Source organism: Pseudomonas sp. P5_B3 (genome assembly GCF_056400405.1).
Genome location: NZ_JBFULI010000002.1, coordinates 47,603 through 72,057 on the forward strand (window position 1 = coordinate 47,603; position 24,455 = coordinate 72,057).

Genomic DNA, 24,455 nt, shown 5'->3' on the forward strand with positions numbered 1-24,455 from the left:
TGCGATTACTTGCGCGGTTTGATCCGCGCAGTCGCCTCCGCCACCAGCGGATCATCCGGCCAGTAATGCTTCGGATAACGCCCCTTCAGATCCTTCTTCACCTCGGCGTAGGTGCTGCGCCAGAAATTGGCCAGGTCCTGGGTCACCTGCACCGGCCGCCGCGCCGGTGACAGCAGATGCAGCTTGACCACCTGCCGGCCCCCGGCGATGCGCGGGGTTTCCGCCAGGCCGAACAACTCCTGCAAACGCACCGCCAGAATCGGCGGCTGTTCGCTGTAGTCCAGACGAATCGACGAGCCCGACGGCACACTCAAATGATGCGGCGCCAGTTCGTCAAGCCGTTGCGGCAGCGGCCACGGCAGCAGGTTGTGGACGATGCTCGACAGGTCCAGATTGGCGAAGTGGCTGAGTCGCGAAACCTTGCCCAGATACGGCATCAGCCAGTGCTCCAGACTCTTGAGCAACGCCGCGTCGCTGACGTCCGGCCATTCGCTCTCGCCTTTACCGGCGAGGTCCAGTTGCCGCAACAAGGCGACCCGCGCCTGCCACTGACGCAGCTCCGGGGTCCACGGCAACAGCTCCAGGCCTTTGCGCCGCACCAGGTTCACCAGCGCCTGGCTGCGGGCGGCTTCGTCGAGGCCTGTCAGTGGCTCGCGGCTGAGGATCAGCTCGCCAACCTTGCGCTGACGCTCTGCCCGCAGCACCCCTTCACGTTCATCCCAATCCAGTTGATCGACGCAGCGCACCTGCTCGGCCAGCACTGAATCGAACAGCGCCGGATCGAAGTCCGTCGCCAGATAAATCCGCTCCTCACGCTGGCCCTGGCGACTGCCCAGATCGGCGATTACCAGCCACGGTTGCTTCATCAGGCTGTCGGCCTCGGCGAACAGTGCGGCACGTCCGTTGGCCAAACGATATTCCGCACCACCGGCGCGCCGTTGTTGGGCGACGCGGTCGGGATAGGCCAGCGCCAGCAACGCGCCGAGCCAGCGCGGGTGATCCGGATCGCTGACCGGCTCCGTCGCTTTGCCCCGCAGATAACCACGATACTGCCGCGCCAGTTGCCGTGCGCGCTGCACGCCCCCCTGAGCACCGCGTGCAGCGCGCTCTTCACCCGACAACAGCACCAGTCGGCTGTGCAGGTCCGCCCCGGAGCCGCGCAAGATATCGCGCTCACCGAGCAGCGCGGCGACGTCGCAGGCCATGTCCGCCAGACCCAGCGCCTGGCCGCGCAACAGCAAATGCGCAATGCGTGGATGCGCCGGCAGTTCGGCCATGGCCTGGCCGTGACGGGTCAGCGCTTCACCCTCCAGCGCCCCCAGGCGTTCGAGCAGGTCCTGGGCCTGTGCATAAGCGGCGGCTGGCGGCACGTCGAGCCACACCAGTTGCCCCGGTGTCACGCCCCAGCGTCCCAGTTGCAAGGCCAACCCGGCGAGGTCCGCCGAAAGGATTTCCGCACTGCCGTAGGCCGCCAGTTGCTCGTGCTGGTCCTGGGACCACAAGCGATAACACACGCCCGGCTCCAGTCGCCCGGCCCGGCCCGCACGCTGGGTCGCACTGGCCTTGGAAATCCGTTGCGTGTCGAGACGGGTCATGCCGCTGCCGGGGTCGAAACGCGGCACCCGCGCCAGCCCGGCATCGATCACCACGCGCACGCCGTTGATGGTCAAACTGGTTTCGGCGATATTGGTGGCCAGCACCACTTTGCGCTTGCCCGCCGGTGCCGGATCAATCGCTGCACGTTGCGCGGCCAGGTCCAGTTCACCGTGCAACGGGCACAACAGAACCTGTGGATTATCGCCCAACGCATCCGCCAGTTGCTGATGCACACGCCGGATTTCCGCCTGCCCCGGCAGGAACACCAGCACGCTGCCGGTCTCGTCGTTCAAGGCTTCAAGGATGGTCTGCACCAGACGCGGCTCGATGAATTCACCGGCCTGGAACGGCCGCCCCCAACGCATCGCCACCGGGAACATGCGCCCTTCGCTGCGCAGGATCGGCGCGTCGTCGAGCAACCCGGACAAACGTTCGCCTTCGAGCGTGGCCGACATCAAGAGGATTTTCAGCGGCTGATCGTCCCGGAACAGCTCCCTGCCATTAAGGCTCAGGGCCAAGGCCAGATCAGCGTCGAGGCTGCGTTCGTGAAATTCATCGAAGATCAGCAGGCCCACGCCTTCCAGCGCCGGATCATCCTGCAAACGCCGGGTGAGGATGCCTTCGGTGACCACTTCGATGCGGGTGTTGGGGCCGACCTTGCTGTCGAGACGAATGCGATAACCCACGGTCTCGCCGACCTTCTCCCCCAGCTCACTGGCCAGCCGCTCCGCCGCTGCACGCGCGGCCAACCGACGGGGTTCGAGCATCAGGATAGTCTGCCCGGCCAGCCACGGCTCGTTGAGCAAGGCCAAAGGCACACGGGTGGTCTTACCGGCACCGGGCGGCGCTTCGAGCACGGCTTCGTGGCGTGTAGCGAGGGCTTCACGCAGGGCGGGTAAAACTTCATCGATCGGCAAAGAAATCATGCTGGCTCCCCAGGGCGTGCCCACAGTAAATTGCGAGTCGCGTTGAAGCTGTGGGCGTGCCAGGCAAGGCGCGGGACGCAGGTAAGGGTCGTTTCCTTACCAAGTTCCGCAACGCAGCATGGCGCGTCCACAGCTTCAGCCCGGAGGGCCGAACCCCGATTACAAGTGTCAGCCGTTACGCGTTGTTGAACTGAAAAAAACAACGTCCATCCTCAACTATCTCTGTAGGGGTGAGACGCGGCCGCAATTTACTGTGGGCACGCCCTGCCAGCGCGAGTATAACGGCGAACTGCGTGGCGTTAATCACGGTCCTAATTCATACCGACGACGTTTCGTTTCGAGATTACCCAGGAGATTTCATATGCGTGCTCCCTTTCGCCTGATTGGCGGTGTTCTGGTCGCAACCTTGCTGACTCAAGTGACCGCCTGCGGATCGATCTTCTACCCCGATCGCCGTGGCCAGATCGAAGGCAAGATCGACCCGGCCATCGCCGCGCTCGACGCCGTTGGCCTGCTGTTCTACATCATCCCCGGCCTGATCGCGTTTGCCGTGGACTTCGCCACCGGCGCGATTTACTTCGAACCGGGCAAGACCGCCCAGGTCGACCCGCAAAAACTCAAGGACGCCATCGGCCCCGACGGCAAAGTCGATAACCGCAAGTTACAGACTATTCTGGAAAGCGAACTGGGCCGCAGCTTCCCGCTGGACGATCCACGCCTGATCCAGAGCAAAGGCAGCACTCAGCAACTGGCGATGTTCGGCCTGCAACCCGCCGCATAATCCCTGCGCGCAAAAGGACTCTTCAAGTAACGATGGCCACTATGACCTCCAGCTCCGAACACGCCCGCCTGCTGCGGCTGGCGACCCGTGCCTCGGTGGCGGTGGCGTGCACCCTGATCGTCGCCAAAGCCATTGCCTGGTGGCTGAGCGGCTCGGTGAGCATGCTCGCCGGGCTCACCGACTCGGCACTCGACGGCGTCACCTCATTGCTCAACCTGCTGGCGGTGCATTACGCCCTGCGTCCGGCCGACGACGATCATCGCTACGGCCACGGCAAGGCCGAGTCGTTGTCGGGCATGGCCCAGGCGTTGTTCATTGGCGGCAGTGCGGTACTGATTGCAATGCAGGCCTTTGATCGGCTGAAACATCCCGAACCGGTCGGCGCGCCGTGGATCAGCATCGGTGTGATTGTGTTCTCGCTCGCCCTGACCCTGGCCTTGCTGATGTTGCAACATCGGGTGGTCAAGGCTACCGGCTCCAACGCGGTGCGTGCCGACTCGCTGCATTACCGTTCGGACATGTTGCTCAACGGCAGCATTCTGCTGGCGCTGGTACTGGCCGGGTTTGGCTGGGATCAGGTCGACGCCTGGTTTGGCCTGGGCATCGCCGCTTATATCTTTTGGAGCGCAGTGCGGATCGCCCGGGAGAGTTTTGCGGTGTTGATGGATGAAGAACTGCCGCCGGATGTCAGCCAGCACATGCTGGAATTGGCGTGCAGCGTACCCGGTGTGTTGGGTGCCCATGACTTGCGTACGCGGATCTCCGGCAACCAGTGGTTTGTGCAGTTGCATCTGGAGTTGCCGGGGGAACTGACGCTGTCAGTCGCCCACGGCATCAGCGATCAGGCTGCCGCGGCCATTCACAACGCCTACCCACGCGCCGAAGTGCTGGTGCACGCCGACCCGCGGGAAGTGGTGAAAGCCGCCCGGGCTCAGTAATTCACCTGATAACCGCGACTGCTCAGGCAGTTGCCCTGGGCCTGTCGGTAGGCTTGCACCACCGACGGGTCTGGCTGGTAGGTAGCGGTTCGTGGATCGAAACCACTCTGCTGCACCGCGTATTGATAACACTCGTAGCCATCCCGACCGACCTGCTCCGTCGACTGACCGTTGGCCGGATACGCCTCCACGTCATAACCATTGCTGCCGGCCGGTGGTTCGCCAACCTGCGGCTCGACCACGACGTAGTCCTGAGTGCTTTCCTCATAGGCGTAATACGAACCGGCCGCAAGGAACAGCAGTGCCCCGCCGATGAACACTTGCTGGGCGTAATCGGGCAGGTATCTGACGCGAATCCCGCGCGGTGGCTTCACCACTTCATAGCGCGGGCCGAGCGGGCGATACCAGTAACCGCCGGAATAGTAGTAATCCATGCCACGGTAAGGCACGCGCAAGTGGCGTTCGGGGAAGCGGTCGATCATCTGGCCGGGGCGATACCTGGGACCTGGCCCCCAGCCGTTACCGTATCCACTCGAGCGCCCCTGCATGTGATTGTCATAGGACGGTGCGACTGTGTAGCCATTCCAGCGCTGGTTGTAGTTATTGCGACGCGGCTGGTCCTGGTAGTAACCACGCTGCGGCTGCTGGGTCTGGCGCACGGTGTCGGGACGGGGCTGGATCGGCATGTCAGTGGCCGGCAACTGCGGCGGTGGTGGTGGCGAGCGAACCCGGCTGTTGAAATCCGGCACTGGACGGTTCTGCCACTGGCCGTTGTTCTGATGCTGATTCTGGCCGTTGTGCTCGTCGTGGCGGTTGTCGTTGTTCTGCGCACGGGGCTCGTTCTGCGGCTGGCTGATTTGCGGGCGCGGCTGGTTGTTGCCCCCATGGCCCTGATTGTCACCCTGATGCCCGCCCTGGCCGTGTTGCCCGCCATCACGGTCATGGTTTTGTGGCTCATCGGCCATCGTTTGCGCGGTGACACTGACACACAGCAAACCAACGCCGGCCAAACGCCAGATGCGCGACTTCATGCTTTTCCTCATTGCGTGCTAGGGCCTGTACATAAGACTGGGAAAGCAGTGGCCGGTTCTGCTACAGGTTATCTGTCACGCAACTTATTTATTGAGGGCCGCGCTTTAATTCACGGCAGCAAATTCCACGCAAGAAAAAGGGGAGACCCGTCGGCCTCCCCTTAGAGAACTTCGTCCTGGCTCGACGCTTGTGGCGCCGGCTCACCTCACGCCGTCTTCTGGACAGTGTGTAGCTCGGGGGCCGGCACATCCCCGGTGGGGGTGGCGACCGCGGCGGGCCTGATTGGGCGAGCCGCACTGGACTGTTTGTCCGAGCAGTGATTCTGGTGATAAGAATAGGCCGGGAGCGCCGGCAGAGGATTGCGAAGATTGCTGAATTAAACATCACTTGCGCAATTTTTAACCACGGATACATAATCCTCCGCAATAGTTACGACAAAGGACCGTTTGATGAGCAAGCTCGACCGTTACGACCTGAGTATTTTGGCGGAATTGCAGCGCGACGCACGCATCTCCAACCAGGAGCTGGCCGAACGCATCGGCCTGTCGCCTTCGCCATGCTCGCGGCGGGTCAAGCAACTGGAAGACGACGGCTACATTTCCCGCCAGGTTGCCCTGCTCGACCGTAAAATGCTCGGCCTGAGCCTGACGGCCTACGTACTGATCGGCATGGACCGTCACACGCCGGAGCGTTTCGAAAACTTCGAAGCGGCCATCCGCACCCTGCCCCAAGTGCTCGAATGCAGCCTGGTGACCGGAATGGATGCCGACTATCAACTCAAGGTCGTGGTGCCGGACATGGATCACTACCAGAAACTGCTGCTGGGACATCTGACGCGGATTGAAGGGGTGACCAGCGTGCGTTCGAGTTTTGTGTTGAACCAGGTGTTGAACAGCACCGAACTACCTTTGACTCATCTGCGTAGCTGAGGGACCCATCGCGGGCAAGCCACGCTCCCACAGGTTTTGTGTTGACCGCACTATCGCGATCCATACAAAACCTGTGGGAGCGAGCTTGCTCGCGATAGGGCCGGCACAGGCGACGAATGACTGCGACACACCGACGCAGGTCAATACAGCGCGAACCCGCGCAGGCGTATACTGCCCCGCGCCCTTTTAGCCACGCCCGCGCTGGAGATGTTCGATGGATCCTGCCGTTTTCGAAGAGTGGATGATGACCGGTCTGGTCAGCATCCTGATCATTTTCATGGGTTTCATCGTCTGGGATCTGGCGAAGAAGTCCAAGGCCGGGCGCTTCGGCTCGTTCATTCTGTTTTTCGTGTTGGGCCTGGGCGTAGCGGCGTTCATCATCAAGAGCGTGGTGATCGGCCTGATCGAATCCGGCGCCTTATAAGCGCGCCGGTACTTCTTTCCACTGGCCCTGATCGAGCCCTTCGATCGTCCAGTCACCGATTCTGACCCGTACCAGGCGCAACGTCGGCAAACCCACCGCAGCGGTCATGCGCCGCACCTGGCGGTTGCGCCCTTCGCGAATCACCAACTCCAGCCAACTGGTCGGCACGCTTTTACGAAAGCGCACCGGCGGATTGCGCGGCCACAACTCGGGTTCGTCCAGTTGCCGCGCCTCGGCGGGCAAGGTCATGCCGTCATTCAACTCGACGCCGTCACGCAAGCGCTGCAACTGTTCGGCGCTCGGTTCACCCTCGACCTGTACCCAATAGGTCTTGGCCAGCTTATGTTTCGGGTCGGCGATCCGCGCCTGAAGCTGACCGTCGTTGGTCAGCAGCAACAAGCCTTCGCTGTCGCGATCCAGCCGTCCCGCCGGATAGATGCCCGGTACTTCGATGTAATCCTTGAGGGTCGCGCGCCCTTCGCCGTCGCTGAATTGCGTCAGCACATCGAAGGGTTTGTTGAACAGGATCAGTTTCGGCTCGGTCGGCGGTGCCTTGGCGACACGGCGCGGGGCTGAAGCAGAGGGTTTCACGCCAGGGCGGCGGGAAACGGGGCGTTGAGGACGGGACATGGCAAAGAGAGCATCTAACGGTCAGGGCTCACTATGCTAGTGGCCTGACCGTCAAATGACCATGATAACGATCAGCGGAACGGCGGCTCGTCAAAGCTGCGCAGTTTGCGCGAGTGCAGCGAGTTGAGCTCTGTGCGCAACAGATCTACAGCCTCGATACCAATCTTCAAGTGCTGGCTGACCGCGCGCTCATAGAAGGCGTTGGCCGAGCCCGGCAGCTTGATTTCGCTGTGCAGCGGTTTGTCCGAGACACACAGCAACGTGCCGTACGGCACCCGCAAACGATAACCCTGGGCAGCGATGGTGCCGCTTTCCATGTCCACCGCCACGGCACGGGACAGGTTGATCAGCGGCCGTTCCTGGGCCCAGCGCAGTTCCCAGTTACGGTCGTCGTAGGTCAGCACGGTGCCGGTACGCAKGCGCTTCTTCAGTTCGTCGCCCTTCTCGCCGGTGATGTTCGCCGCCGCCTGCTGAAGCGCGAGCTGCACTTCGGCCAATGCCGGAATCGGAATGTTCGGCGGCACCACCCGGTCGAGAATCCCGTCGCGCCGCATGTAGGCGTGGGCCAGCACGTAATCGCCAATGGTCTGCGACTGACGCAGGCCGCCGCAGTGGCCGATCATCAGCCAGCAATGCGGGCGCAGCACGGCCAGGTGGTCGGTGATGTTCTTGGCGTTGGACGGGCCGACACCGATGTTGACCAGGGTCACACCGTGGCCGTCACTGGCGATCAGGTGATAGGCCGGCATCTGGTAGCGGTGCCAGACCACACCGGCAGCAATTGCCGCGGCTTCGTCGTGGTCCATGCTTTTTTCGATGATCACGTTGCCCGGCAGGACCATGCGCACAAAACGCGGGTCTGTGCGCAGTTGCTCCAGGCCATGAACGATGAATTGGTCGACGTAGCGGTGATAGTTGGTCAGCAGAATCCACGGCTGCACATGCCGCCAGTCGCTGCCGGTGTAATGCACCAGCCGGCGCAGGGAAAAATCCACCCGGGCGGCATCGAACAGGGCCAGTGGCAGCGGATCGGTGTTTTCCCAATCGTACAAACCGTCTGCAATGCCGTCGGTCGCCGCCGACAGGTCAGTGCTCGGGAACACCCGCGCCAGCACGGCGGCAGTGACGCCGGAGCCAGCCAGTTCATCGCCCTGCTCGACCACATACGGATACGGGATGTTCTGCTGGCTGACACCGACCTCCACTGTCACGGTGAAGTCGTGCATCAGCGGAACGAGCTGTTCCAGCAGGTATTTACGGAAAGCCGACGGATGAGTGACGGTGACGCTGTAAGTGCCCGGCAACTGAACCTTGGCGTAAGCGCGAGTGGTCTGCGGGACTTCGCCCTGGCATAGGTAGGTCAAGCGCAATTCGGGATAGCGGAACATCGAGCGCTGTTCGGCATCGGGCTCGACGCGGTCCTTGAGGTAGCGCTTGAGCGCCTGGCTCAGCGCGGTGGTTGCACGATTGTGCAAGAGTGCAAGCCGGTCCACGGCTTGCTCGGCGGTTTGAACCACAATAAAAGCTTCGGTCACGATCAGCATCCTGTGTTCTGACTTGCAGACCTTCATCTTGCCTGCATCGTCGCTTCACGGGAACAGTGGCGTGTTGGCAATGCATCATTGCGGTATACACAGAACAACTGTAGGAGCGACGGTGCGGCGATCCGACCTGCTCGCGATAGCGGTGTATCAGCCAACACAAATGTTGAATGTTACTCCGTCATCGCGAGCAGGCTCGCTCCTACAGGTTCTCTACAGTGCTTGCGGGGTCGAGCGAGCGACAATGGCTTCCACGTCCAGGCCGCGTGGCAATGCGCCGTACACTCGGCCACCACCATCCAGACGGCTGGCAATAAACGCATCACTGACCACCACATTCCCGGCTTCCAGCAACAACTTCGCCTGCAACCCCAAGGCGATGTCCTCCGTCAACTGCCGGGCACGGTACTGAATGTCGCTGGTGTCCTTGAAGGCCGCCTGCAATTGATTGATATGCGCAGCCAGGCGCTTGTCGCCATGGCCATCGCCCAACTCGCTGAACAACGCATCGAGCACGCCCGGCTCTTTCGACAGGGCACGCAGCACGTCCAGGCACTGCACGTTGCCGGAACCTTCCCAGGTCGAATTCACTGGCGCTTCGCGGTAGAGGCGCGGCAGGATGCTGTCTTCGACATAACCGGCACCGCCCATGCATTCAGCGGCTTCGTTGATCATCCCGGGGGCACGTTTGCAGATCCAGTACTTGCCCACCGCCGTCACCAGCCGGGCGAATTTCGCTTCCTGCGAATCATCCAGATGATCCAGCGCCCGCCCCATGCGCAGACTCAAGGCCAGGGCGGCTTCGCTTTCCAGAGCCAGATCCGCCAGCACGTTCTGCATCAACGGCTGCTCGCTGAGCAGTTTGCCGCCAACCGAACGGTGAGCGCAGTGATGACTGGCCTGGGTTAGCGCCTGGCGCATCAGAGAACTGGAGCCGACCATGCAATCGAAGCGGGTCATGGCGACCATTTCGATGATCGTTGGAACACCCCGGCCCTCTTCACCGACCATCCACGCCAGTGCGCCACGGAACTCCACTTCGCTGGAAGCGTTGGAGCAGTTGCCGAGCTTGTTCTTCAGGCGCTGGATGTAGAACTGATTGCGCGTGTCGTCCGGACGATGGCGCGGCAACAGGAAACAGGTCAGGCCCTTGTCGGTCTGCGCCAGGGTCAGGAAGGCGTCGCACATCGGCGCCGAACAAAACCACTTGTGCCCCACCAGCTCATAGGCCTGGCCCGGACCGCTGGCACCGACCGGATACGCCTTGGTCGTATTGGCCCGCACATCGGTGCCGCCCTGTTTCTCGGTCATGGCCATGCCGATGGTGACCCCGGCCTTGTGGGCCATGCCGACGTTGCGCGGGTCGTATTCGGTAGCGAGGATTTTCGGCAGCCACTTTTCCGCCAGGTCCGGTTGCAGGCGCATGGCTGGAACGCTGGCGAAAGTCATGGTCAGCGGGCAGCCGCTGCCGGCTTCGGCCTGGCTGTGCAGATACGACATGCTAGCGCGGGCAACATGGGCGCCGTCCTGCGGGTGCGCCCAGGGCAGCGAGGTGAGGCCGTGCTCGACCGCCGTGCGCATCAATTGGTGATAGGCCGGATGAAATTCCACCAGGTCGATGCGATGACCAAACCGGTCATGGCTGTTGAACACCGGCTTGTTCTGATTGGCCAGGAACCCGGCTTCCATCAACGGGCCACCGGCCAGCGCGCCGTAGGCGTCGATCCGCGATTCGGCCCAACCGGCCCCGAACCGCCGCGACCATTCCTGCAACGGCAAGTCGATGCGGTACAGGTTGGCGCCGTCCAGTGACGGTGGCTGGTTGGTGACTTCGTGGGTTTCGGCGAACTGATGCAGGTTCATGACAGGGCTCCTTTGGTCGGCCAAGGGACTTCAGTTAAGCACCGCCCCTCGGCCGATCAAAGTGTCATATCCGCCTAACTGTCGGCGCTTTCACCCTGTTGCGAGCAGAGCACGCGGCGGTAGAGGGCGGCCTGCAAGTCTTCGAATTTCACCGGTTTGTTCAAGTGATCAATTACCGCGCCGGTCGGGCAGCGCTCACGGTCGCCGCCCAGGGCCATCATGAACAGCGGCAGTTCGGCATAACCGGGTAACGCGCGGATCTGGCAGCACACCGGCTCACCGCCCTGCAGCGGCAACTGACAATCGACCAGTACCGCGTCAAACACTTCGCGCTGCAAGAGATCGAGTGCAACATCGGCTCCGTCGGCCGTACGTACGCGAAAGCCCAGCTTGAGCAACATGCCGCGCATCACCAACTGGCTGATACTGTTGTCATCCACCAACAGCACGGCACAATCCTGAGGCAAGCGCAGGCGCGGAAAATCCCGGGGCATCAACGGCATCACCGGACGTTCGGCCACCGGCAGCCCGACTTCCACATCCAGCTGAAACCGGCTGCCGCGTCCTGGCTCGGTGCGATGCGTCAGGCGTCCACCCAGCAATTCGACCAACTGTCGGCAAATCGCCAGGCCAACACCCAGGCCACCGTACTCACGGGTCATCGAGCCATCGAGCTGGAAGAACCGTTGATACATCGTGGCCTCCCCCAAATCAGTGAAGCCAATGCCCGTATCGATCACCGCAAAGGTCAACGCCAGCCGGTCGGGCTCAATGGCCTTGCCGGTCACCCGCAGGGCCAGGCCGCCGATCCTGGTGAACTTGATGGCATTATCCAGCAGACATTCCAGGCACTGCGCAATCTTGACGTTGTCGCCGTGCAAACGATCCGGCACACCTGGCGCGACATCGACCTTGAAGTCCAGCGACTTGCTTGATGCGTTGCCCTCGAACTGCATGCGCAATGCCTCGACCATGCCGCGCAAGCTGAAGGTGTCGGCCGAGGCCTTGAGTTTGCCGGCCTGCAGTTCGGTGAGGGTGAGGATGCCGTTGACCATGCGCATCATGTCCCGCGCCGATCCCGCAGCCGTCAGCTGATACTGCTCGAGCTCCGGGTCCATTTCGACCGTCTGCATCAGCTCCAGCGAACCGATCACGCCGTTCATCGGCGTGCGCAGTTCGTGGGTCAGGGTGGCAAGGAACTCGTCCTTGAGCTTGTTACTGCAAGCCAGTTGCTGGTTGAGCACTTCAAGCTTCTGGCTGGCGTCGAACAGGGTTTGTGCCTGCTGCTCGCGCATGTCGTTGATGCGGTCGGCCAGTGCCAGGGACAGCAACGCCACTTCGATGGCCGAGCCGATCTGGCTGGAATACATGGTCAGGAACACGTTCGGCAGGTAGCCCAGCACCATTAGCGTATTGACGATGCCGCCGAGCAAAAACGCCGACCAGGCAATAATGAAATACCGCGCCACCCGCAGGCCCCGCAGCCAGGCAAAGATCCCGGCGGCAAAAATCACCACGGTGAACGTCAGCGCCAGCGCCGTGGCCAGCCGCAGGGCCAGGGCGTAACTGCTCATCAACGACAGTCCGACCACCAGCGCACCGAACGCAACCAGCGCCTGCAACAAGCGGTCAAGCCAGCGACTGTGGGTAGCCATTTGCAGGAAACTGCGGGCGAACTGACTGCCGAACAAACCCGCACAGCCGATGAAAAACGGCGTCGCGGCGTTGGCCCACCAAGGGTTGTCCGGCCAGAAATACTGCACAGCCGCACCGTTTACCGACAGCTGATACAAGCCGAACGAGGCGATATAGAAGATGTAGTAGAGGTAACTGGTGTCGCGCACGCTGAGGTAGATGAACAGGTTGTAGACCAGCATCCCCAGCAGCACGCCGTAGATCAGCCCCAATACGTAGAGGCGCACAGGCTGATCTTCGAGGTAGGCGGTGCTCGACCACAAGGTTACCGGTGCCTGGATCGAACCTTCGCTTTGCAATCGCAAGAATACGGTTTCGGCCTGGTCAGGTTTGAACGTCAGGTCGAACAAATAGTTGTTCTGACGAATCTCGCGGCTGGCGAACGGCAAGGCATCGCCGGTCTGCCTGACCAACTGATAGTTGCCGGCCGCATCGGGCAAATAGAGATCGAGATGATCGAGGGGCGGATAGGCCAATTCCAGCAGCCAGGTCCGTTGCGCCGCCGGATTGGCCGGACGGAAATGCAGGTCGATTTTCAGCCAGAATACCGAACGCGAGTACCCGGCGTTGAGCGTGTCTTTTTGGTGCGATTTGAAGTTGCCGGCCGCCGCTTGCGCACGGATATCCGCGATGGTCGCCTGACCACCTGCGTCCTCGTAGACCTGCAGGGTTCGGCCCAAGGGGAGGCTTTGAGTGAACTCATCGAACTCGACGGCGTTTGCCAGGAGGGGCAAACACAACAGCAACATCAGCAAATAGTGCATTGAAGCCCCAGCGTGGCCTGTCCGGTTCTGTCAGGAAGCCCCCCATTCCTTTTGAGCAGACGTAAAACCGGTATTACCTGTTATTGGTTTGGATCCACTCTAGCATAGCCGTTGATAGCCATTAAGCACCATTGAAATTTTTCCTACAAAGGCTCTAGGACGGGCGTTTCAGCAACATCACCAGAACACATTCAGAGGCAGGCAAATCACTGTGGCGAGGGAACAGCCGGACTGGATGTCGCTACACCCGAAAAACGTTGTTTGGTGGTAAGCTCGCGCACCATGAATATCTACAGCTCTCGCCCCGTTGTCCTCTGTCTCTCCGGCCACGACCCAAGTGGTGGCGCCGGCTTGCAGGCAGATATCGAAGCCCTGCTAGCTCAGGGTTGCCATGCGGCTCCGGCCGTCACCGCCCTGACCGTGCAAGACACCGTCAATGTCACTGACTTCCGCGTCCTCGACCGTGAGTGGGTACTGGCCCAGGCCAATGCCGTGCTCAACGACTCCGAAGTCGCGGCGGTCAAACTGGGCATGCTCGGTTCCCTGGAAATGGTCGACACCGTGGTCGAACTGCTTTCGGCGCATCCGCACTTGCCGGTGGTCTGCGACCCGGTGCTGCGCGCCGGCGGCGGCGGACGCCTGGGCAAGGACGAAGTCGGCTATGCCATGCGCGAACGCCTGCTGCCCTTGTCGATCATTGCGACCCCCAACCTTCCCGAAGCCCGGATCCTCGCCGAACTGCCTGAAGGCACTGCGGACGAGTGCGCTGAAAAACTGCTGCCGTTCGTCAAACACCTGCTGATCACCGGCGGCCATGGCGACGAAACCGAAATCCACAATCGCCTGTACAGCCGCGACGGCCAGCGCGAAACCTTTACCTGCCAGCGCTTGCCGGGCAGCTATCACGGTTCCGGCTGCACCCTGGCCAGTGCGCTGGCCGGTCGTCTGGCCCAGGGCGAAAACCTCGCCAGTGCCGTACAGACCGCGCTTAACTACACTTGGCGCACCCTGCGTGATGCCGAGCAGTTGGGCAAAGGCCAGTTTGTGCCGCGCCGTTTGCCACTGGATTTCTGTTCGTAACTTCTATTTGTAATGCGGTGAGGCTTGCCCGATGAAACTACGTGGCCTGTACGCCATTACCGACAGCCATTTGCTGGACGGTAAGTTGCTCAAGTACGTGGAGGCGGCGCTGGAAGGCGGCGTCACCTTGCTGCAATACCGCGACAAGAGCAGTGACGACGCCCGCCGCCTGCGTGAGGCCGAAGCCTTGCGCGAGTTGTGCGAACGTTACAAGACGCAGTTGATCATCAACGATGACGCCGAGTTGGCGGCACGCCTGAACGTGGGCGTACACCTGGGCCAGACCGATGGCCCACTGACTCCGGCCCGTGCACTGCTCGGGCGTCAGGCGATCATCGGTTCAACCTGCCACGCGCAGCTCGAACTGGCCGAACAGGCTGCCAAAGAAGGTGCCAGCTACGTCGCCTTCGGCCGCTTCTTCAATTCGAACACCAAGCCCGGCGCGCCGACCTGCAGCCTCGACCTGCTCGACCAGGCCCGCAAGCAGTTGCACTTGCCGATCTGCGCGATCGGCGGCATCACCCTGGATAACGCTGCCCCGCTGGTGGCCCATGGCGTCGATCTGCTGGCGGTGGTGCATGGCCTGTTTGGCGCCGAGAGCACGGTCGAAGTGACCCGCCGCGCCCGCGCCTTCAACGAACTACTGAAAATCTGATTTGAGAGCCCGACCATGTCTCGTTCCGAAACGCTGTTTGCCAATGCCCAAAAACACATTCCCGGTGGCGTGAACTCGCCGGTTCGCGCGTTCAAGAGCGTCGGTGGCACGCCGTTGTTCTTCAAGCACGCCGAAGGCGCCTACGTCACCGACGAAGACAACAAGCGCTATGTGGATTACGTCGGTTCCTGGGGCCCGATGATCCTCGGCCACAGCCACCCGGACGTGCTGGACGCGGTGCGCAAACAGCTTGAGCACGGCTTGTCCTACGGCGCCCCGACCGAGATGGAAACGCAGATGGCCGACCTGGTCTGCTCGCTCGTGCCGTCGATGGAAATGGTGCGCATGGTCAGCTCCGGCACCGAAGCGACCATGAGCGCTATCCGCCTGGCCCGTGGCTTCACCGGCCGCGACAGCATCATCAAGTTCGAAGGCTGCTACCACGGTCACTCCGACAGCCTGCTGGTCAAGGCCGGTTCCGGTGCACTGACCCAAGGCGTACCGAGCTCGGCCGGTGTACCGGCAGCATTTGCCAAACACACCCTGACCCTGCCGTTCAACGACATCGATGCCGTTGAGAGCATGCTGACCGAAGTCGGCCAGGACGTAGCCTGCATCATCGTCGAGCCAGTGGCCGGCAACATGAACTGCGTACCGCCTGCTCCGGGCTTCCTCGAAGGCCTGCGGACTCTGTGCGACAAGCACGGCGTGGTGCTGATTTTCGACGAAGTGATGACCGGTTTCCGTGTCGCCCTCGGCGGTGCCCAGGCGTACTACGGCGTGACACCGGACCTGACCACCTTCGGCAAGATCATCGGTGGCGGCATGCCGGTCGGCTGCTTCGGCGGCAAGCGCGAAATCATGCAGCGCATCGCTCCGCTGGGCCCGGTCTACCAGGCCGGCACGCTGTCCGGTAACCCTCTGGCGATGGCCGCCGGCCTGACCACCCTGCGCCTGATCAGCCGCCCGGGTTTCCATGCCGAGCTGACCGACTACACCACTCGCCTGCTCGACGGTCTGCAACAGCGCGCCGATGCGGCCGGCATTCCGTTCGTGACCACCCAGGCCGGCGGCATGTTCGGCCTGTATTTCAGCGGCGCCGATGACATCGTCACCTTCGATGACGTCATGGCCAGCGACGCTGCCCTGTTCGGTCGCTTCTTCCATCTGATGCTGGAAGGTGGCGTCTACCTGGCACCGAGTGCATTCGAAGCCGGCTTCACCTCGATCGCCCACGGCGAAGCTGAATTGAAGCTGACCCTGGACGCCGCCGAACGCGCCTTCGCTGCCTTGAAGTAAGCCCCTGAAGCTGACGTTGGCCATTGCCAGCGTCAGCTTTCACCTACACGCCCGCCTGTATTCCTGCGCGTTCAGCAAAAATCCCCCGCAAAACGGGTGATATATTTCCCGCGCAGCAGAAAAACGAGTAAAGACTTTGTAAGGTTGCCCCTGCTTATTTCATAATGCGCGCTTATTGGATCCCTCGATGGGTCCGCGCGCCCTTCAGAGGTAAGTCGATTCCCATGAACCGCACCGGCCGCACCCTTGCACTGGGCTGCCTGTTGCTTCTTCAGCCCCTGCTCGCGCACGCACAAGCAGGCGGCAACTCGTTGTTAATCCCAGCGATGGGTCGCTGCACCCTCAATACCCAGCCACAAGACCTGGAACAGGCGCTCGCCGCCTGCCAGAAAGCGTCGGATGAAGGGGATGCACAAGCGCAATACGAGTTGGGTGAGTTCTACTACGAAGGCAAAAACGCGCCGCGCGACCTCAATCAAGCCCTGAGCTATTTCGAAAAAGCCTCGCTGCAGGGCCACGCCCAGGCGCAATTCAAGCTCGGCACCATGTTCTTCCGCGGCGAAGGCGTGCCGGCCAATAACGTTCAGGCGTACATCCTGCTGAAGATGGCGGCGGTCAACGGTGCCGAAGATGCACTGGACACCGCCGACGAAGTCACCGAAAAAATGCCCCGCGAAGAACTCGAAGTCGCCACCCAGGTGCTCGGGCAAATTTTCCGTAAATATTTGATGGAGTTGCAGAGCGCTGACGGGCGTACGCCTTTCGCGCCTCTACCCTGATTCCTGTGTTGATCTGACTGGCCCCATCGCGAGCAAGCTCGCTCCCACAGTTGATCTCCAGCGTTTGGAAGATCAAMTGTGGGAGCGAGCTTGCTCGCGATGGGGGCAACTCGATCTTGAGATTTACTTCTCAGGCATTGGCATCGGAAACGGCATGACATTGCCGACCGCGCCACGGGCTTCGCTGATTTTCGGTGTCCCCAGACGCTCGACTTCATCGATACGCACGATCGAATGCATCGGCACAAAGCTGCGCACCACGCCTTCGAACTGAGCCTTGAGCTTTTCTTCGCTCGGATCGACGACCACTTGCGTACGCTCGCCAAAGACGAACTCTTCCACTTCCAGAAAGCCCCACAGATCACTTTGATAGATCTGCTTGGCGTACATTTCGAACACCTGGCCCTGATTGAGGAAAATCACCTTGTAGATTGGAGCTTCACGTTTGGTCATGGTGGGCGGGTAACACATCGGGGTAAAAATGAGGGCGCAAACTATAGCACGTCCGCCGGACGCGCAACGGTAGGAACCACGGGACATGTTCCCTATAATGTGCGGTTCTTTGAATCAGGTGATGACTCTTTCCATGGCCAAGAAGCTTTACATCGAAACCCACGGTTGCCAGATGAACGAGTACGACAGCTCGCGCATGGTCGATCTGCTGGGCGAACATCAGGCCCTGGAAGTCACCGCCCGTGCTGAAGACGCCGACGTGATCCTGCTCAACACTTGCTCAATCCGCGAACGTGCCCAGGATCGCGTCTACTCGCAGCTCGGCCGCTGGCGCGAACTGAAGCTGGCCAACCCGGACATGGTGATCGCCGTCGGCGGTTGCGTGGCCAGCCAGGAAGGCGCGGCCATCCGTGATCGCGCGCCGTACGTCGACGTGGTCTTCGGCCCGCAGACCCTGCACCGTCTGCCGGAAATGATCGACGCCGCGCGCATCAGCAAGCTGCCGCAAGTCGACGTCTCGTTCCCGGAAATCGAAAAATTCGACCATCTGCCCGAACCGCGCATCGACGGCCCGAGCGCTTACGTGTCGGTGATGGAAGGTTGCAGCAAGTACTGCACGTTCTGCGTGGTGCCCTACACCCGCGGCGAAGAAGTCAGCCGGCCGTTCGACGACGTGATTGCCGAGATCATCCACCTGGCCGAAAACGGCGTGCGGGAAGTGACGCTGCTGGGGCAGAACGTCAACGGCTATCGTGGGACTACTCATGATGGGCGCCTGGCCGACCTGGCCGAACTGATCCGCGTGGTCGCCGCGGTCGATGGTATCGACCGCATCCGCTACACCACGTCGCACCCACTGGAGTTCTCCGACAGCCTGATCCAGGCCCACGCCGACGTGCCGGAACTGGTCAAGCACCTGCACTTGCCGGTGCAGTCGGGCTCGGACCGCATCCTCGCCGCGATGAAGCGCAACCACACCGCGCTGGAATACAAATCCAAACTGCGCAAACTGCGCGCCGCCGTGCCGGGGATCTGCATCAGCTCGGATTTCATCGTCGGCTTCCCGGGCGAGACCGAGAAAGACTTCGAGCAAACCATGAAGCTGATTACCGACGTCGGCTTCGACTTTTCCTACTCGTTCGTCTACAGCCAGCGCCCGGGCACACCGGCCGCCGATCTGGCCGACGACACGCCGCAAGAGCTGAAAAAAGAGCGCCTGAATGCCCTGCAACACCGCTTGAACCAGCAAGGTTTCGAGATCAGCCGACAAATGGTCGGCTCGATCCAGCGGATCCTGGTGACCGATTACTCGAAAAAGGACCCGGGCGAGCTGCAGGGCCGGACCGAGAATAACCGTATCGTCAACTTCCGCTGCGACAATCCGACCCTGATCGGCCAGTTCGCGGACGTGCACATCGATGCCGCGCAGCCGCATTCGCTGCGGGGTTCGCTGATCCAATAACACCGCATACCCCTGTGGGAGCGAGCTTGCTCGCGATTGCGATCTGACATTCAGCAAAGGTATCGACTGTCACGCCGCCATCGCGAGCAAGCTCGCTCCCACAGGGATAGCGTCAGACCAGCGAATCAACTTGGTCTGTATAAGAGCTTTCGCGCCCACGCCACTGGCGCTATCCTTGATTCATCACTATTTCCCCAGGGCGGCTAAATACGACCTTGAACGCACCCATAGAACCACATCGTTTCATCCTCGAGCCTTTTGAAGCTCGTCGCTTCGCCAATCTGTGCGGGCAATTCGACGAGCATTTGCGCTTGATCGAACAGCGCCTGACCATCGAGATCCGCAATCGCGGAAACCAGTTCGAGCTGATCGGCGAACCCAAACACACCACCTCCGCGGAAAACCTCCTACGCCGCCTGTACCGGGAAACCAAGGGTACCGAGCTGTCGCCGGACATGGTTCACCTGTTCCTGCAGGAATCGGCCGTCGAACAGCTGGACAACCACTCCCCCGCCGAACCGTCCGTGGCCCTGCGCACCAAGAAAGGTATGATTCGCCCCCGCGGCTTGAATCAAGTGCGCTACGTGAAGGAAATTCTCGGTAACGACATCAACTTCGGTATCGGTCCGGCCGGTACCGGCAAGACCTATTTGGCCGTCGCCTGCGCGGTCGATGCACTGGAGCGCGAGCAGATCCGCCGCATCCTGCTGGTACGTCCGGCGGTCGAAGCGGGTGAAAAACTCGGCTTCCTGCCCGGCGATCTCGCACAGAAGATCGACCCGTACCTGCGTCCGCTCTATGACGCGCTCTACGAAATGCTCGGCTTCGAATACGTCGCCAAGCTGATCGAACGACAGGTGATCGAAGTCGCGCCGCTGGCCTACATGCGCGGCCGGACGCTGAACAACAGCTTCATCATTCTCGACGAAAGCCAGAACACCACGGTCGAGCAGATGAAGATGTTCCTGACCCGGATCGGCTTCGGCTCCACGGCCGTCATCACCGGGGACATCACCCAGGTCGACCTGCCACGCGGCACCAAGTCCGGCCTGCACCACGTGATAGAAGTGCTCAAGGATGTGCCGGGGATCAGCTTCACCCATTTCCAGCCCAAGGACGTCGTGCGCCATCCACTGGTGCAGCGCATCGTCGAAGCCTACGAGCGCTTCGAAACCAAAGCGGCCGATGATGCCGCCGCCAAGGATAGCCGCCGCGATGCTTGAGCTTGACCTGCAAATCGCCACCCAAGACTGCGCCCCCAGCGAAGCCGAGTTCCGCCAGTGGTGCGAACTGGCTTTGCGCCAGCGCACCGCCGATTCGGAGATGACCATTCGTCTGGTCGACGAAGCCGAAGGCCGCGAGCTGAACCACACCTGGCGACAAAAGGATTACGCAACCAACGTCTTGTCATTCCCGGCCGATGTGCCGGATGAGTTCCTCGACATCCCGCTGCTGGGCGATCTGGTGATCTGCGTGGCCGTGGTCGAGCGCGAAGCCGCCGAGCAAGGCAAGGAGCTCAGGGCCCATTGGGCACACCTGGTGATTCACGGCTGCTTGCATCTGCTCGGTTACGACCATATTGAAGACGACGAAGCCGAAGAGATGGAAGCACTGGAACGAACGTTGCTTGCAGAACTGGGCTTTCCCGATCCGTACGCGGACGACGAAACCGACGCATTCCCCACCGAAACAACAAAGGATTCAGAGTAATCGCTATGAGCGAAGATCGATCGAGCAACGGGCAGAAGTCATGGCTGGGTAAGCTCACCCAGGCTTTTGCCCACGAGCCGAAAAACCGCCAGGAGCTGCTGGAGCTGCTGCGCGATGCACACCAGAACAAACTGCTGGACAGCGAAGCGCTGGCCATCGTCGAAGGCGCCATCCAGGTGGCTGACTTGCAGGTTCGGGACATCATGGTCCCGCGCTCGCAAATGGTCAGCATCAAGGCGAACCAGACACCCCGCGAGTTCCTGCCTGCCGTGGTCGACTCGGCCCACTCCCGCTATCCGGTCATCGGCGAAAGCCACGATGACGTGATGGGCGTGTTGCTGGCCAAGGACTTGCTGCCGTTGATCCTCAAGGAGAACGGCGACAGCTTCAACATCAAGGACCTGCTGCGTCCGGCCACCTTCGTGCCGGAATCCAAGCGCCTTAACGTGCTGCTGCGCGAATTCCGCGCCAACCACAATCACATGGCCATCGTCATCGACGAGTACGGCGGCGTGGCCGGTTTGGTGACCATCGAAGACGTGCTGGAGCAAATCGTCGGCGACATCGAAGACGAACACGACGTCGAAGAAGACAGCTACATCAAGCCGCTGCCCAGCGGTGATTTCCTGATCAAGGCCCTGACACCGATCGAGAACTTCAACGATTTTTTCGACAGCGAGTTCTCCGACGATGAGTTCGATACCGTTGGCGGCCTGGTGATGAGCGCGTTCGGGCATTTGCCAAAACGTAACGAAATCACTGAAATCGGCCCGTACCGCTTCCGCATCCTGAACGCCGACAGCCGTCGGATTCACTTGCTTCGCCTGACGCCCATTGCTCGCTAAGGATTGAAATGCGCTGGACAACCCGCCCCGGCTGGCCCGGTAACCTGCTGGCCGTGGCGGCCGGTGCAATCACCACCCTGGCCCTGGCGCCGTTCGATATCTGGCCACTGGCACTGCTCGCCGTCGGCCTGTTCTATGCCGGTTTGCGCGAACTGAGCCCACGCCAGGCGCTGGGTCGCGGCTGGTGTTTCGGTTTCGGCCTGTTCGGTGCCGGCACCAGCTGGATCTACTACAGCATTCACCACTTCGGCGGCGCGTCGATGCTGCTGGCCGGCTTCCTGATGCTGCTCTTCACGGCGGCGATTGCCTGGTTCTTTGCCCTGCCCGCCTGGATCTGGGCGCGCTGGCTGCGTCGCAATGAGGCACCGCTGGCCGACGCACTGGCCTTCGCTGCGCTGTGGGTTGGCCAGGAAGCTTTCCGTGGTTGGTTCCTGACAGGTTTCCCGTGGCTGTATTCCGGTTACAGCCAGCTCGATGGCCCGCTGGCCGGGCTTGCTCCCATCGGCGGGATGTGGCTGATTTCCTTTACCCTGGCCCTGACAGCTGCGCTGATCTACAACGGCTTGCGCCTGGTTCGCACAGGGCGTAAAGGCTTCATCGCAGCCGGTATATTACTGCTGGTCGGCCCATGGCTGGTCGGTACGGCACTCAAGCACCACGCCTGGACCAGCCCGTCGGGCCCGCCACTGAGCGTCGCCGCCATTCAGGGCAACGTCGAACAAAGCATGAAGTGGGACCCGGCGCAGCTCAACGCGCAATTGGCGTTGTACCGCGACATGAGTTTCAGCTCCAGGCGCGCCGATCTGCTCATTTGGCCGGAAACGGCGATTCCGGTGCTCAAGGAGTCCGCCGAGGGCTACCTGAACATGATGGGAAGCTTCGCGGCCGAACGTAAATCGGCGTTCATTACCGGTGTCCCGGTGCGCATGGAAGTACGCCACGAAAAGCGACTCTTCAATGGCATCACCGCTACCGGTGAAGGCGACGGCACTTACCTGAAGCAAAAACTGGTGCCGTTTGGTGAATATGTCCCCTTGCAGGACATGCTGCGCGGACTAATCGCTTTCTTCGACCTGCCAATGTCGGACTTCGCTCGCGGCCCGGCCGACCAGCCGCTGCTGCAAGCCAAGGGTTATCAGATCGCGCCGTTCATCTGCTATGAAGTGGTTTATCCGGAGTTCGCCGCCAGCCTTGCCGCCCGCAGCGACCTGCTGCTGACCATCAGCAACGACACCTGGTTCGGCACCTCCATCGGCCCCCTGCAACACCTGCAGATGGCGCAGATGCGTGCACTGGAGGCCGGCCGCTGGATGATCCGCGCTACCAACAACGGCGTATCCGGCCTGATCAACCCGTTCGGTCAGATTACCGATCAGATCCCGCAGTTCGAGCGCGGCATCCTGTATGGCGAAGTGGTGCCGATGCATAACCTGACGCCGTACCTGGAATGGCGTTCGTGGCCATTGCTCATTGTCTGCGTGTTGTTGTTCGGTTGGGCGCTGATTGCGAGCCGGATGGCCAAGACCGTCTAAAAATTGATACAGAACACTTGTGGCGAGGGAGCAAACTCCCTCGCCACAAGGTTTAGCTCTCAGCGATAGAACAACGAATAACCGATCTGCCCCACCGCCTCGTTCATCAATTGCCCGTTCTGCCAGATCGCCTTGAACTCCGGCATCCAGCCACCCAGTGGCCGCGCGTTGTCGCCGCCCAGAAACCCTACCGGCGCCGGCACCACCTCAAACCCGGCCTTGCGGAAACTCCAGACCGCTCGTGGCATATGCCAGGCCTGAGTCACGAGTACCACACGCTTGACGCCCTGTGGCAGCAACACCTCGGCGCTGAACTGCGCATTTTCCCAGGTCGTGCGGCTGCGCCCTTCCTGCCAGCGCACGCTCACGCCAAAATCGTCACGCAAGGAGTCAGCCATCATCTGCGCTTCGCTTGGCGGCGTGTTGTAATGCAAGCCGCCGCTAGTCAGCACCGGCAGACCGGAAGCCTTGGCCAACCGCGCAGCAAAGCGCTGGCGCTCCAGGCCGACGCCCGTGGGCTGGTCGGCGCCCCAGGCCACGTCACCGCGTTCGCGCCCCGAGCCGAGGATCACGATCGCATCCGCGCGTTGCCCCAGGACGGCCCATTCATCGCGGGCCAGCGGTGGCTCCCGCTCGAGCAGGCCGGCACTCCACTGCACCACCACCGGCAGGCTCATCAGCCAGAACCCCCCCAGGCCCAGCGCAAAGCACGCACCGGCAAGCCTTGGCCTGGATCGGCGCAACCACCAGGCAAGCAAAAGCAGCAGCAATAGAATGCCGGGTGGCAAAAGAAGTTGTTTTACGAAATAACGAAAAGGCATTGAGCATCTCCCGGAGATGCCCGAAGCCTAAGTGGGTTAGCGCAATGCGACAATCATTACGCAAGGACTATGCTGCAAAAATGCATGGAGCATGGCTCTGTGCCCTATTTGAACTGGAAAGACCGGACCTTTACCGCGTCTCTACCGGGAGCCTTGTCCTTGAGCCAGATAATCTTGGCCGAACGTGGTACGTCGAGTTGCTTTACCGCCTCTGACAAGCATCCGTGTGTCTCACGCTCACTGCGATCCAGATACGCCTTGACCAGTGCAAACTCTGCGGGGCTCAGACCACGCAGTTCCAGTTCCAGAGGGTGTTCGTCGCGCAACCGGCCAGCGGTCCTTGCCGCATCCAGGGCCAAGGCCAAACGATCGATCAGCCTTTCGTACAGCTCCGGTTTTGTAGCTTTTTGCTGAGACTCAACCATCCCTCACCTCATTGGAAGATAAGACCTACTCCCCAGTTAGAGCTTAGCTTCCATGAACAAACCGGCTGAACGCCGCGACCAACGGCCCTCGCAGCGCTTTTTGCAGGACGTGCGGCAGCAATCAGGGTTTCCCTCGGTAGAGCGCGGTCATGTATGCTACGGCGCTTCCTGTAACTCCACTTCCAGCTCGGCTGGGCCTCGAAAACGCCAATGTGGCGTGTTCACCGTCCAGCGTTGCATTGAAGAGGATTAGGCCACCCCTATTCAGTTCAAAA

The 24,455-nt window shown here is 61.3% G+C and carries 22 protein-coding genes; 13 read left to right on the top strand and 9 right to left on the bottom strand.

All coding sequences use genetic code 11. The features are described 5' to 3' along the window. Nucleotides 1–5: 5 nt before the first annotated feature. Nucleotides 6–2,522: an ATP-dependent helicase HrpB gene (gene hrpB / locus AC1DRN_RS01455; protein ID WP_223460959.1), complete on the bottom strand. Its 2,517-nt coding sequence runs from the start codon at nucleotides 2,520–2,522 to the stop codon at nucleotides 6–8. Between the two features lie 361 nt (nucleotides 2,523–2,883). Between hrpB and AC1DRN_RS01460 the strand changes: the two genes are divergently transcribed. Both AC1DRN_RS01460 and AC1DRN_RS01465 read left to right on the top strand, forming a co-directional pair. Continuing rightward, the gene (locus AC1DRN_RS01460; protein WP_007990667.1) at nucleotides 2,884–3,303 is read left to right on the top strand and encodes a hypothetical protein; all 420 of its coding nucleotides are present in this window, start codon (nucleotides 2,884–2,886) and stop codon (nucleotides 3,301–3,303) included. 41 nt (nucleotides 3,304–3,344) lie between these two features. Next, complete coding sequence (locus AC1DRN_RS01465) at nucleotides 3,345–4,241, top strand: cation diffusion facilitator family transporter (protein WP_223460957.1); 897 nt, start codon at nucleotides 3,345–3,347, stop codon at nucleotides 4,239–4,241. On the opposite strand, the gene AC1DRN_RS01470 is transcribed toward AC1DRN_RS01465, so the two are convergent. Continuing rightward, on the bottom strand, nucleotides 4,235–5,272 hold the full coding sequence (locus tag AC1DRN_RS01470; RefSeq protein WP_223460954.1) for a DUF6515 family protein: 1,038 nt from the start codon (nucleotides 5,270–5,272) through the stop codon (nucleotides 4,235–4,237). The genes AC1DRN_RS01465 and AC1DRN_RS01470 overlap by 7 nt on opposite strands. 450 nt (nucleotides 5,273–5,722) lie before the next feature. On the opposite strand from AC1DRN_RS01470, the gene AC1DRN_RS01475 reads away from it, so the two are divergent. Together AC1DRN_RS01475 and AC1DRN_RS01480 are read left to right on the top strand one after the other, a co-directional pair. Further along, nucleotides 5,723–6,202, top strand: coding sequence for an Lrp/AsnC family transcriptional regulator (locus AC1DRN_RS01475; RefSeq protein WP_007937367.1), 480 nt, complete (start codon nucleotides 5,723–5,725; stop codon nucleotides 6,200–6,202). Between the two features lie 214 nt (nucleotides 6,203–6,416). Then, nucleotides 6,417–6,626 carry a DUF2788 domain-containing protein gene (locus tag AC1DRN_RS01480; protein ID WP_003228500.1) on the top strand — a complete coding sequence of 70 codons (210 nt, stop codon included), beginning with the start codon at nucleotides 6,417–6,419 and terminating at the stop codon, nucleotides 6,624–6,626. Here AC1DRN_RS01480 and AC1DRN_RS01485 read toward each other — a convergent pair. The 4 genes from AC1DRN_RS01485 to AC1DRN_RS01500 form a co-directional block, all read right to left on the bottom strand. After that, nucleotides 6,621–7,256 carry a pseudouridine synthase gene (locus AC1DRN_RS01485; RefSeq protein ID WP_223460952.1) on the bottom strand — a complete coding sequence of 212 codons (636 nt, stop codon included), beginning with the start codon at nucleotides 7,254–7,256 and terminating at the stop codon, nucleotides 6,621–6,623. The genes AC1DRN_RS01480 and AC1DRN_RS01485 overlap by 6 nt on opposite strands. Nucleotides 7,257–7,327: 71 nt before the next feature. Continuing rightward, nucleotides 7,328–8,827 (bottom strand): AMP nucleosidase, encoded by a 1,500-nt coding sequence (amn, locus tag AC1DRN_RS01490; protein WP_477786611.1) that lies wholly within the window; start codon nucleotides 8,825–8,827, stop codon nucleotides 7,328–7,330. Nucleotides 8,828–9,010: 183 nt separating this feature from the next. Further along, nucleotides 9,011–10,660 carry an acyl-CoA dehydrogenase family protein gene (locus AC1DRN_RS01495; RefSeq protein WP_223460947.1) on the bottom strand — a complete coding sequence of 550 codons (1,650 nt, stop codon included), beginning with the start codon at nucleotides 10,658–10,660 and terminating at the stop codon, nucleotides 9,011–9,013. 74 nt (nucleotides 10,661–10,734) lie between these two features. Further along, nucleotides 10,735–13,119, bottom strand: coding sequence for a hybrid sensor histidine kinase/response regulator (locus AC1DRN_RS01500; protein ID WP_223460945.1), 2,385 nt, complete (start codon nucleotides 13,117–13,119; stop codon nucleotides 10,735–10,737). 282 nt (nucleotides 13,120–13,401) lie between these two features. Between AC1DRN_RS01500 and AC1DRN_RS01505 the strand changes: the two genes are divergently transcribed. The 4 genes from AC1DRN_RS01505 (at nucleotide 13,402) to AC1DRN_RS01520 (ending at nucleotide 16,932) form a co-directional block, all read left to right on the top strand. Then, on the top strand, nucleotides 13,402–14,199 hold the full coding sequence (locus AC1DRN_RS01505) for a hydroxymethylpyrimidine/phosphomethylpyrimidine kinase (protein ID WP_223460943.1): 798 nt from the start codon (nucleotides 13,402–13,404) through the stop codon (nucleotides 14,197–14,199). A 31-nt stretch (nucleotides 14,200–14,230) separates the two neighbouring features. Beyond that, nucleotides 14,231–14,854, top strand: coding sequence for a thiamine phosphate synthase (gene thiE, locus AC1DRN_RS01510; protein WP_223460941.1), 624 nt, complete (start codon nucleotides 14,231–14,233; stop codon nucleotides 14,852–14,854). Nucleotides 14,855–14,869: 15 nt separating this feature from the next. Beyond that, the gene (gene hemL, locus AC1DRN_RS01515; protein WP_223460939.1) at nucleotides 14,870–16,153 is read left to right on the top strand and encodes a glutamate-1-semialdehyde 2,1-aminomutase; all 1,284 of its coding nucleotides are present in this window, start codon (nucleotides 14,870–14,872) and stop codon (nucleotides 16,151–16,153) included. Between the two features lie 224 nt (nucleotides 16,154–16,377). Beyond that, nucleotides 16,378–16,932, top strand: coding sequence for a tetratricopeptide repeat protein (locus AC1DRN_RS01520; RefSeq protein ID WP_223460936.1), 555 nt, complete (start codon nucleotides 16,378–16,380; stop codon nucleotides 16,930–16,932). Between the two features lie 123 nt (nucleotides 16,933–17,055). Here AC1DRN_RS01520 and AC1DRN_RS01525 read toward each other — a convergent pair whose 3' ends face one another. After that, a complete protein-coding gene (locus tag AC1DRN_RS01525; protein WP_003185742.1) occupies nucleotides 17,056–17,385 on the bottom strand; it encodes a DUF1820 family protein in 330 nt (109 codons plus the stop codon). Between the two features lie 133 nt (nucleotides 17,386–17,518). Here AC1DRN_RS01525 and miaB point away from each other — a divergent pair, with 133 nt between their 5' ends. The 5 genes from miaB to lnt all read left to right on the top strand — a co-directional run bounded on the left by miaB (nucleotide 17,519) and on the right by lnt (nucleotide 22,934). Then, nucleotides 17,519–18,847, top strand: a complete 1,329-nt coding sequence (gene miaB / locus AC1DRN_RS01530; protein ID WP_223460934.1) for a tRNA (N6-isopentenyl adenosine(37)-C2)-methylthiotransferase MiaB — start codon at nucleotides 17,519–17,521, stop codon at nucleotides 18,845–18,847. Nucleotides 18,848–19,062: 215 nt separating this feature from the next. Then, nucleotides 19,063–20,070 carry a PhoH family protein gene (locus AC1DRN_RS01535; RefSeq protein WP_223460932.1) on the top strand — a complete coding sequence of 336 codons (1,008 nt, stop codon included), beginning with the start codon at nucleotides 19,063–19,065 and terminating at the stop codon, nucleotides 20,068–20,070. Then, nucleotides 20,063–20,557, top strand: a complete 495-nt coding sequence (ybeY, locus tag AC1DRN_RS01540; RefSeq protein ID WP_223460930.1) for an rRNA maturation RNase YbeY — start codon at nucleotides 20,063–20,065, stop codon at nucleotides 20,555–20,557. Before AC1DRN_RS01535 ends, ybeY begins: the two co-directional genes overlap by 8 nt. Before the next feature lie 5 nt (nucleotides 20,558–20,562). Further along, on the top strand, nucleotides 20,563–21,402 hold the full coding sequence (locus AC1DRN_RS01545; protein WP_223460928.1) for an HlyC/CorC family transporter: 840 nt from the start codon (nucleotides 20,563–20,565) through the stop codon (nucleotides 21,400–21,402). A gap of 8 nt (nucleotides 21,403–21,410) precedes the next feature. After that, on the top strand, nucleotides 21,411–22,934 hold the full coding sequence (lnt, locus tag AC1DRN_RS01550) for an apolipoprotein N-acyltransferase (protein WP_223460926.1): 1,524 nt from the start codon (nucleotides 21,411–21,413) through the stop codon (nucleotides 22,932–22,934). A 59-nt stretch (nucleotides 22,935–22,993) separates the two neighbouring features. Here the strand turns inward: lnt and AC1DRN_RS01555 are convergent, their stop codons facing one another. Beyond that, on the bottom strand, nucleotides 22,994–23,755 hold the full coding sequence (locus AC1DRN_RS01555) for a YdcF family protein (RefSeq protein WP_223460924.1): 762 nt from the start codon (nucleotides 23,753–23,755) through the stop codon (nucleotides 22,994–22,996). 104 nt (nucleotides 23,756–23,859) lie between these two features. Further along, nucleotides 23,860–24,180, bottom strand: coding sequence for a hypothetical protein (locus AC1DRN_RS01560; RefSeq protein ID WP_223460922.1), 321 nt, complete (start codon nucleotides 24,178–24,180; stop codon nucleotides 23,860–23,862). Nucleotides 24,181–24,455 lie beyond the last annotated feature (275 nt).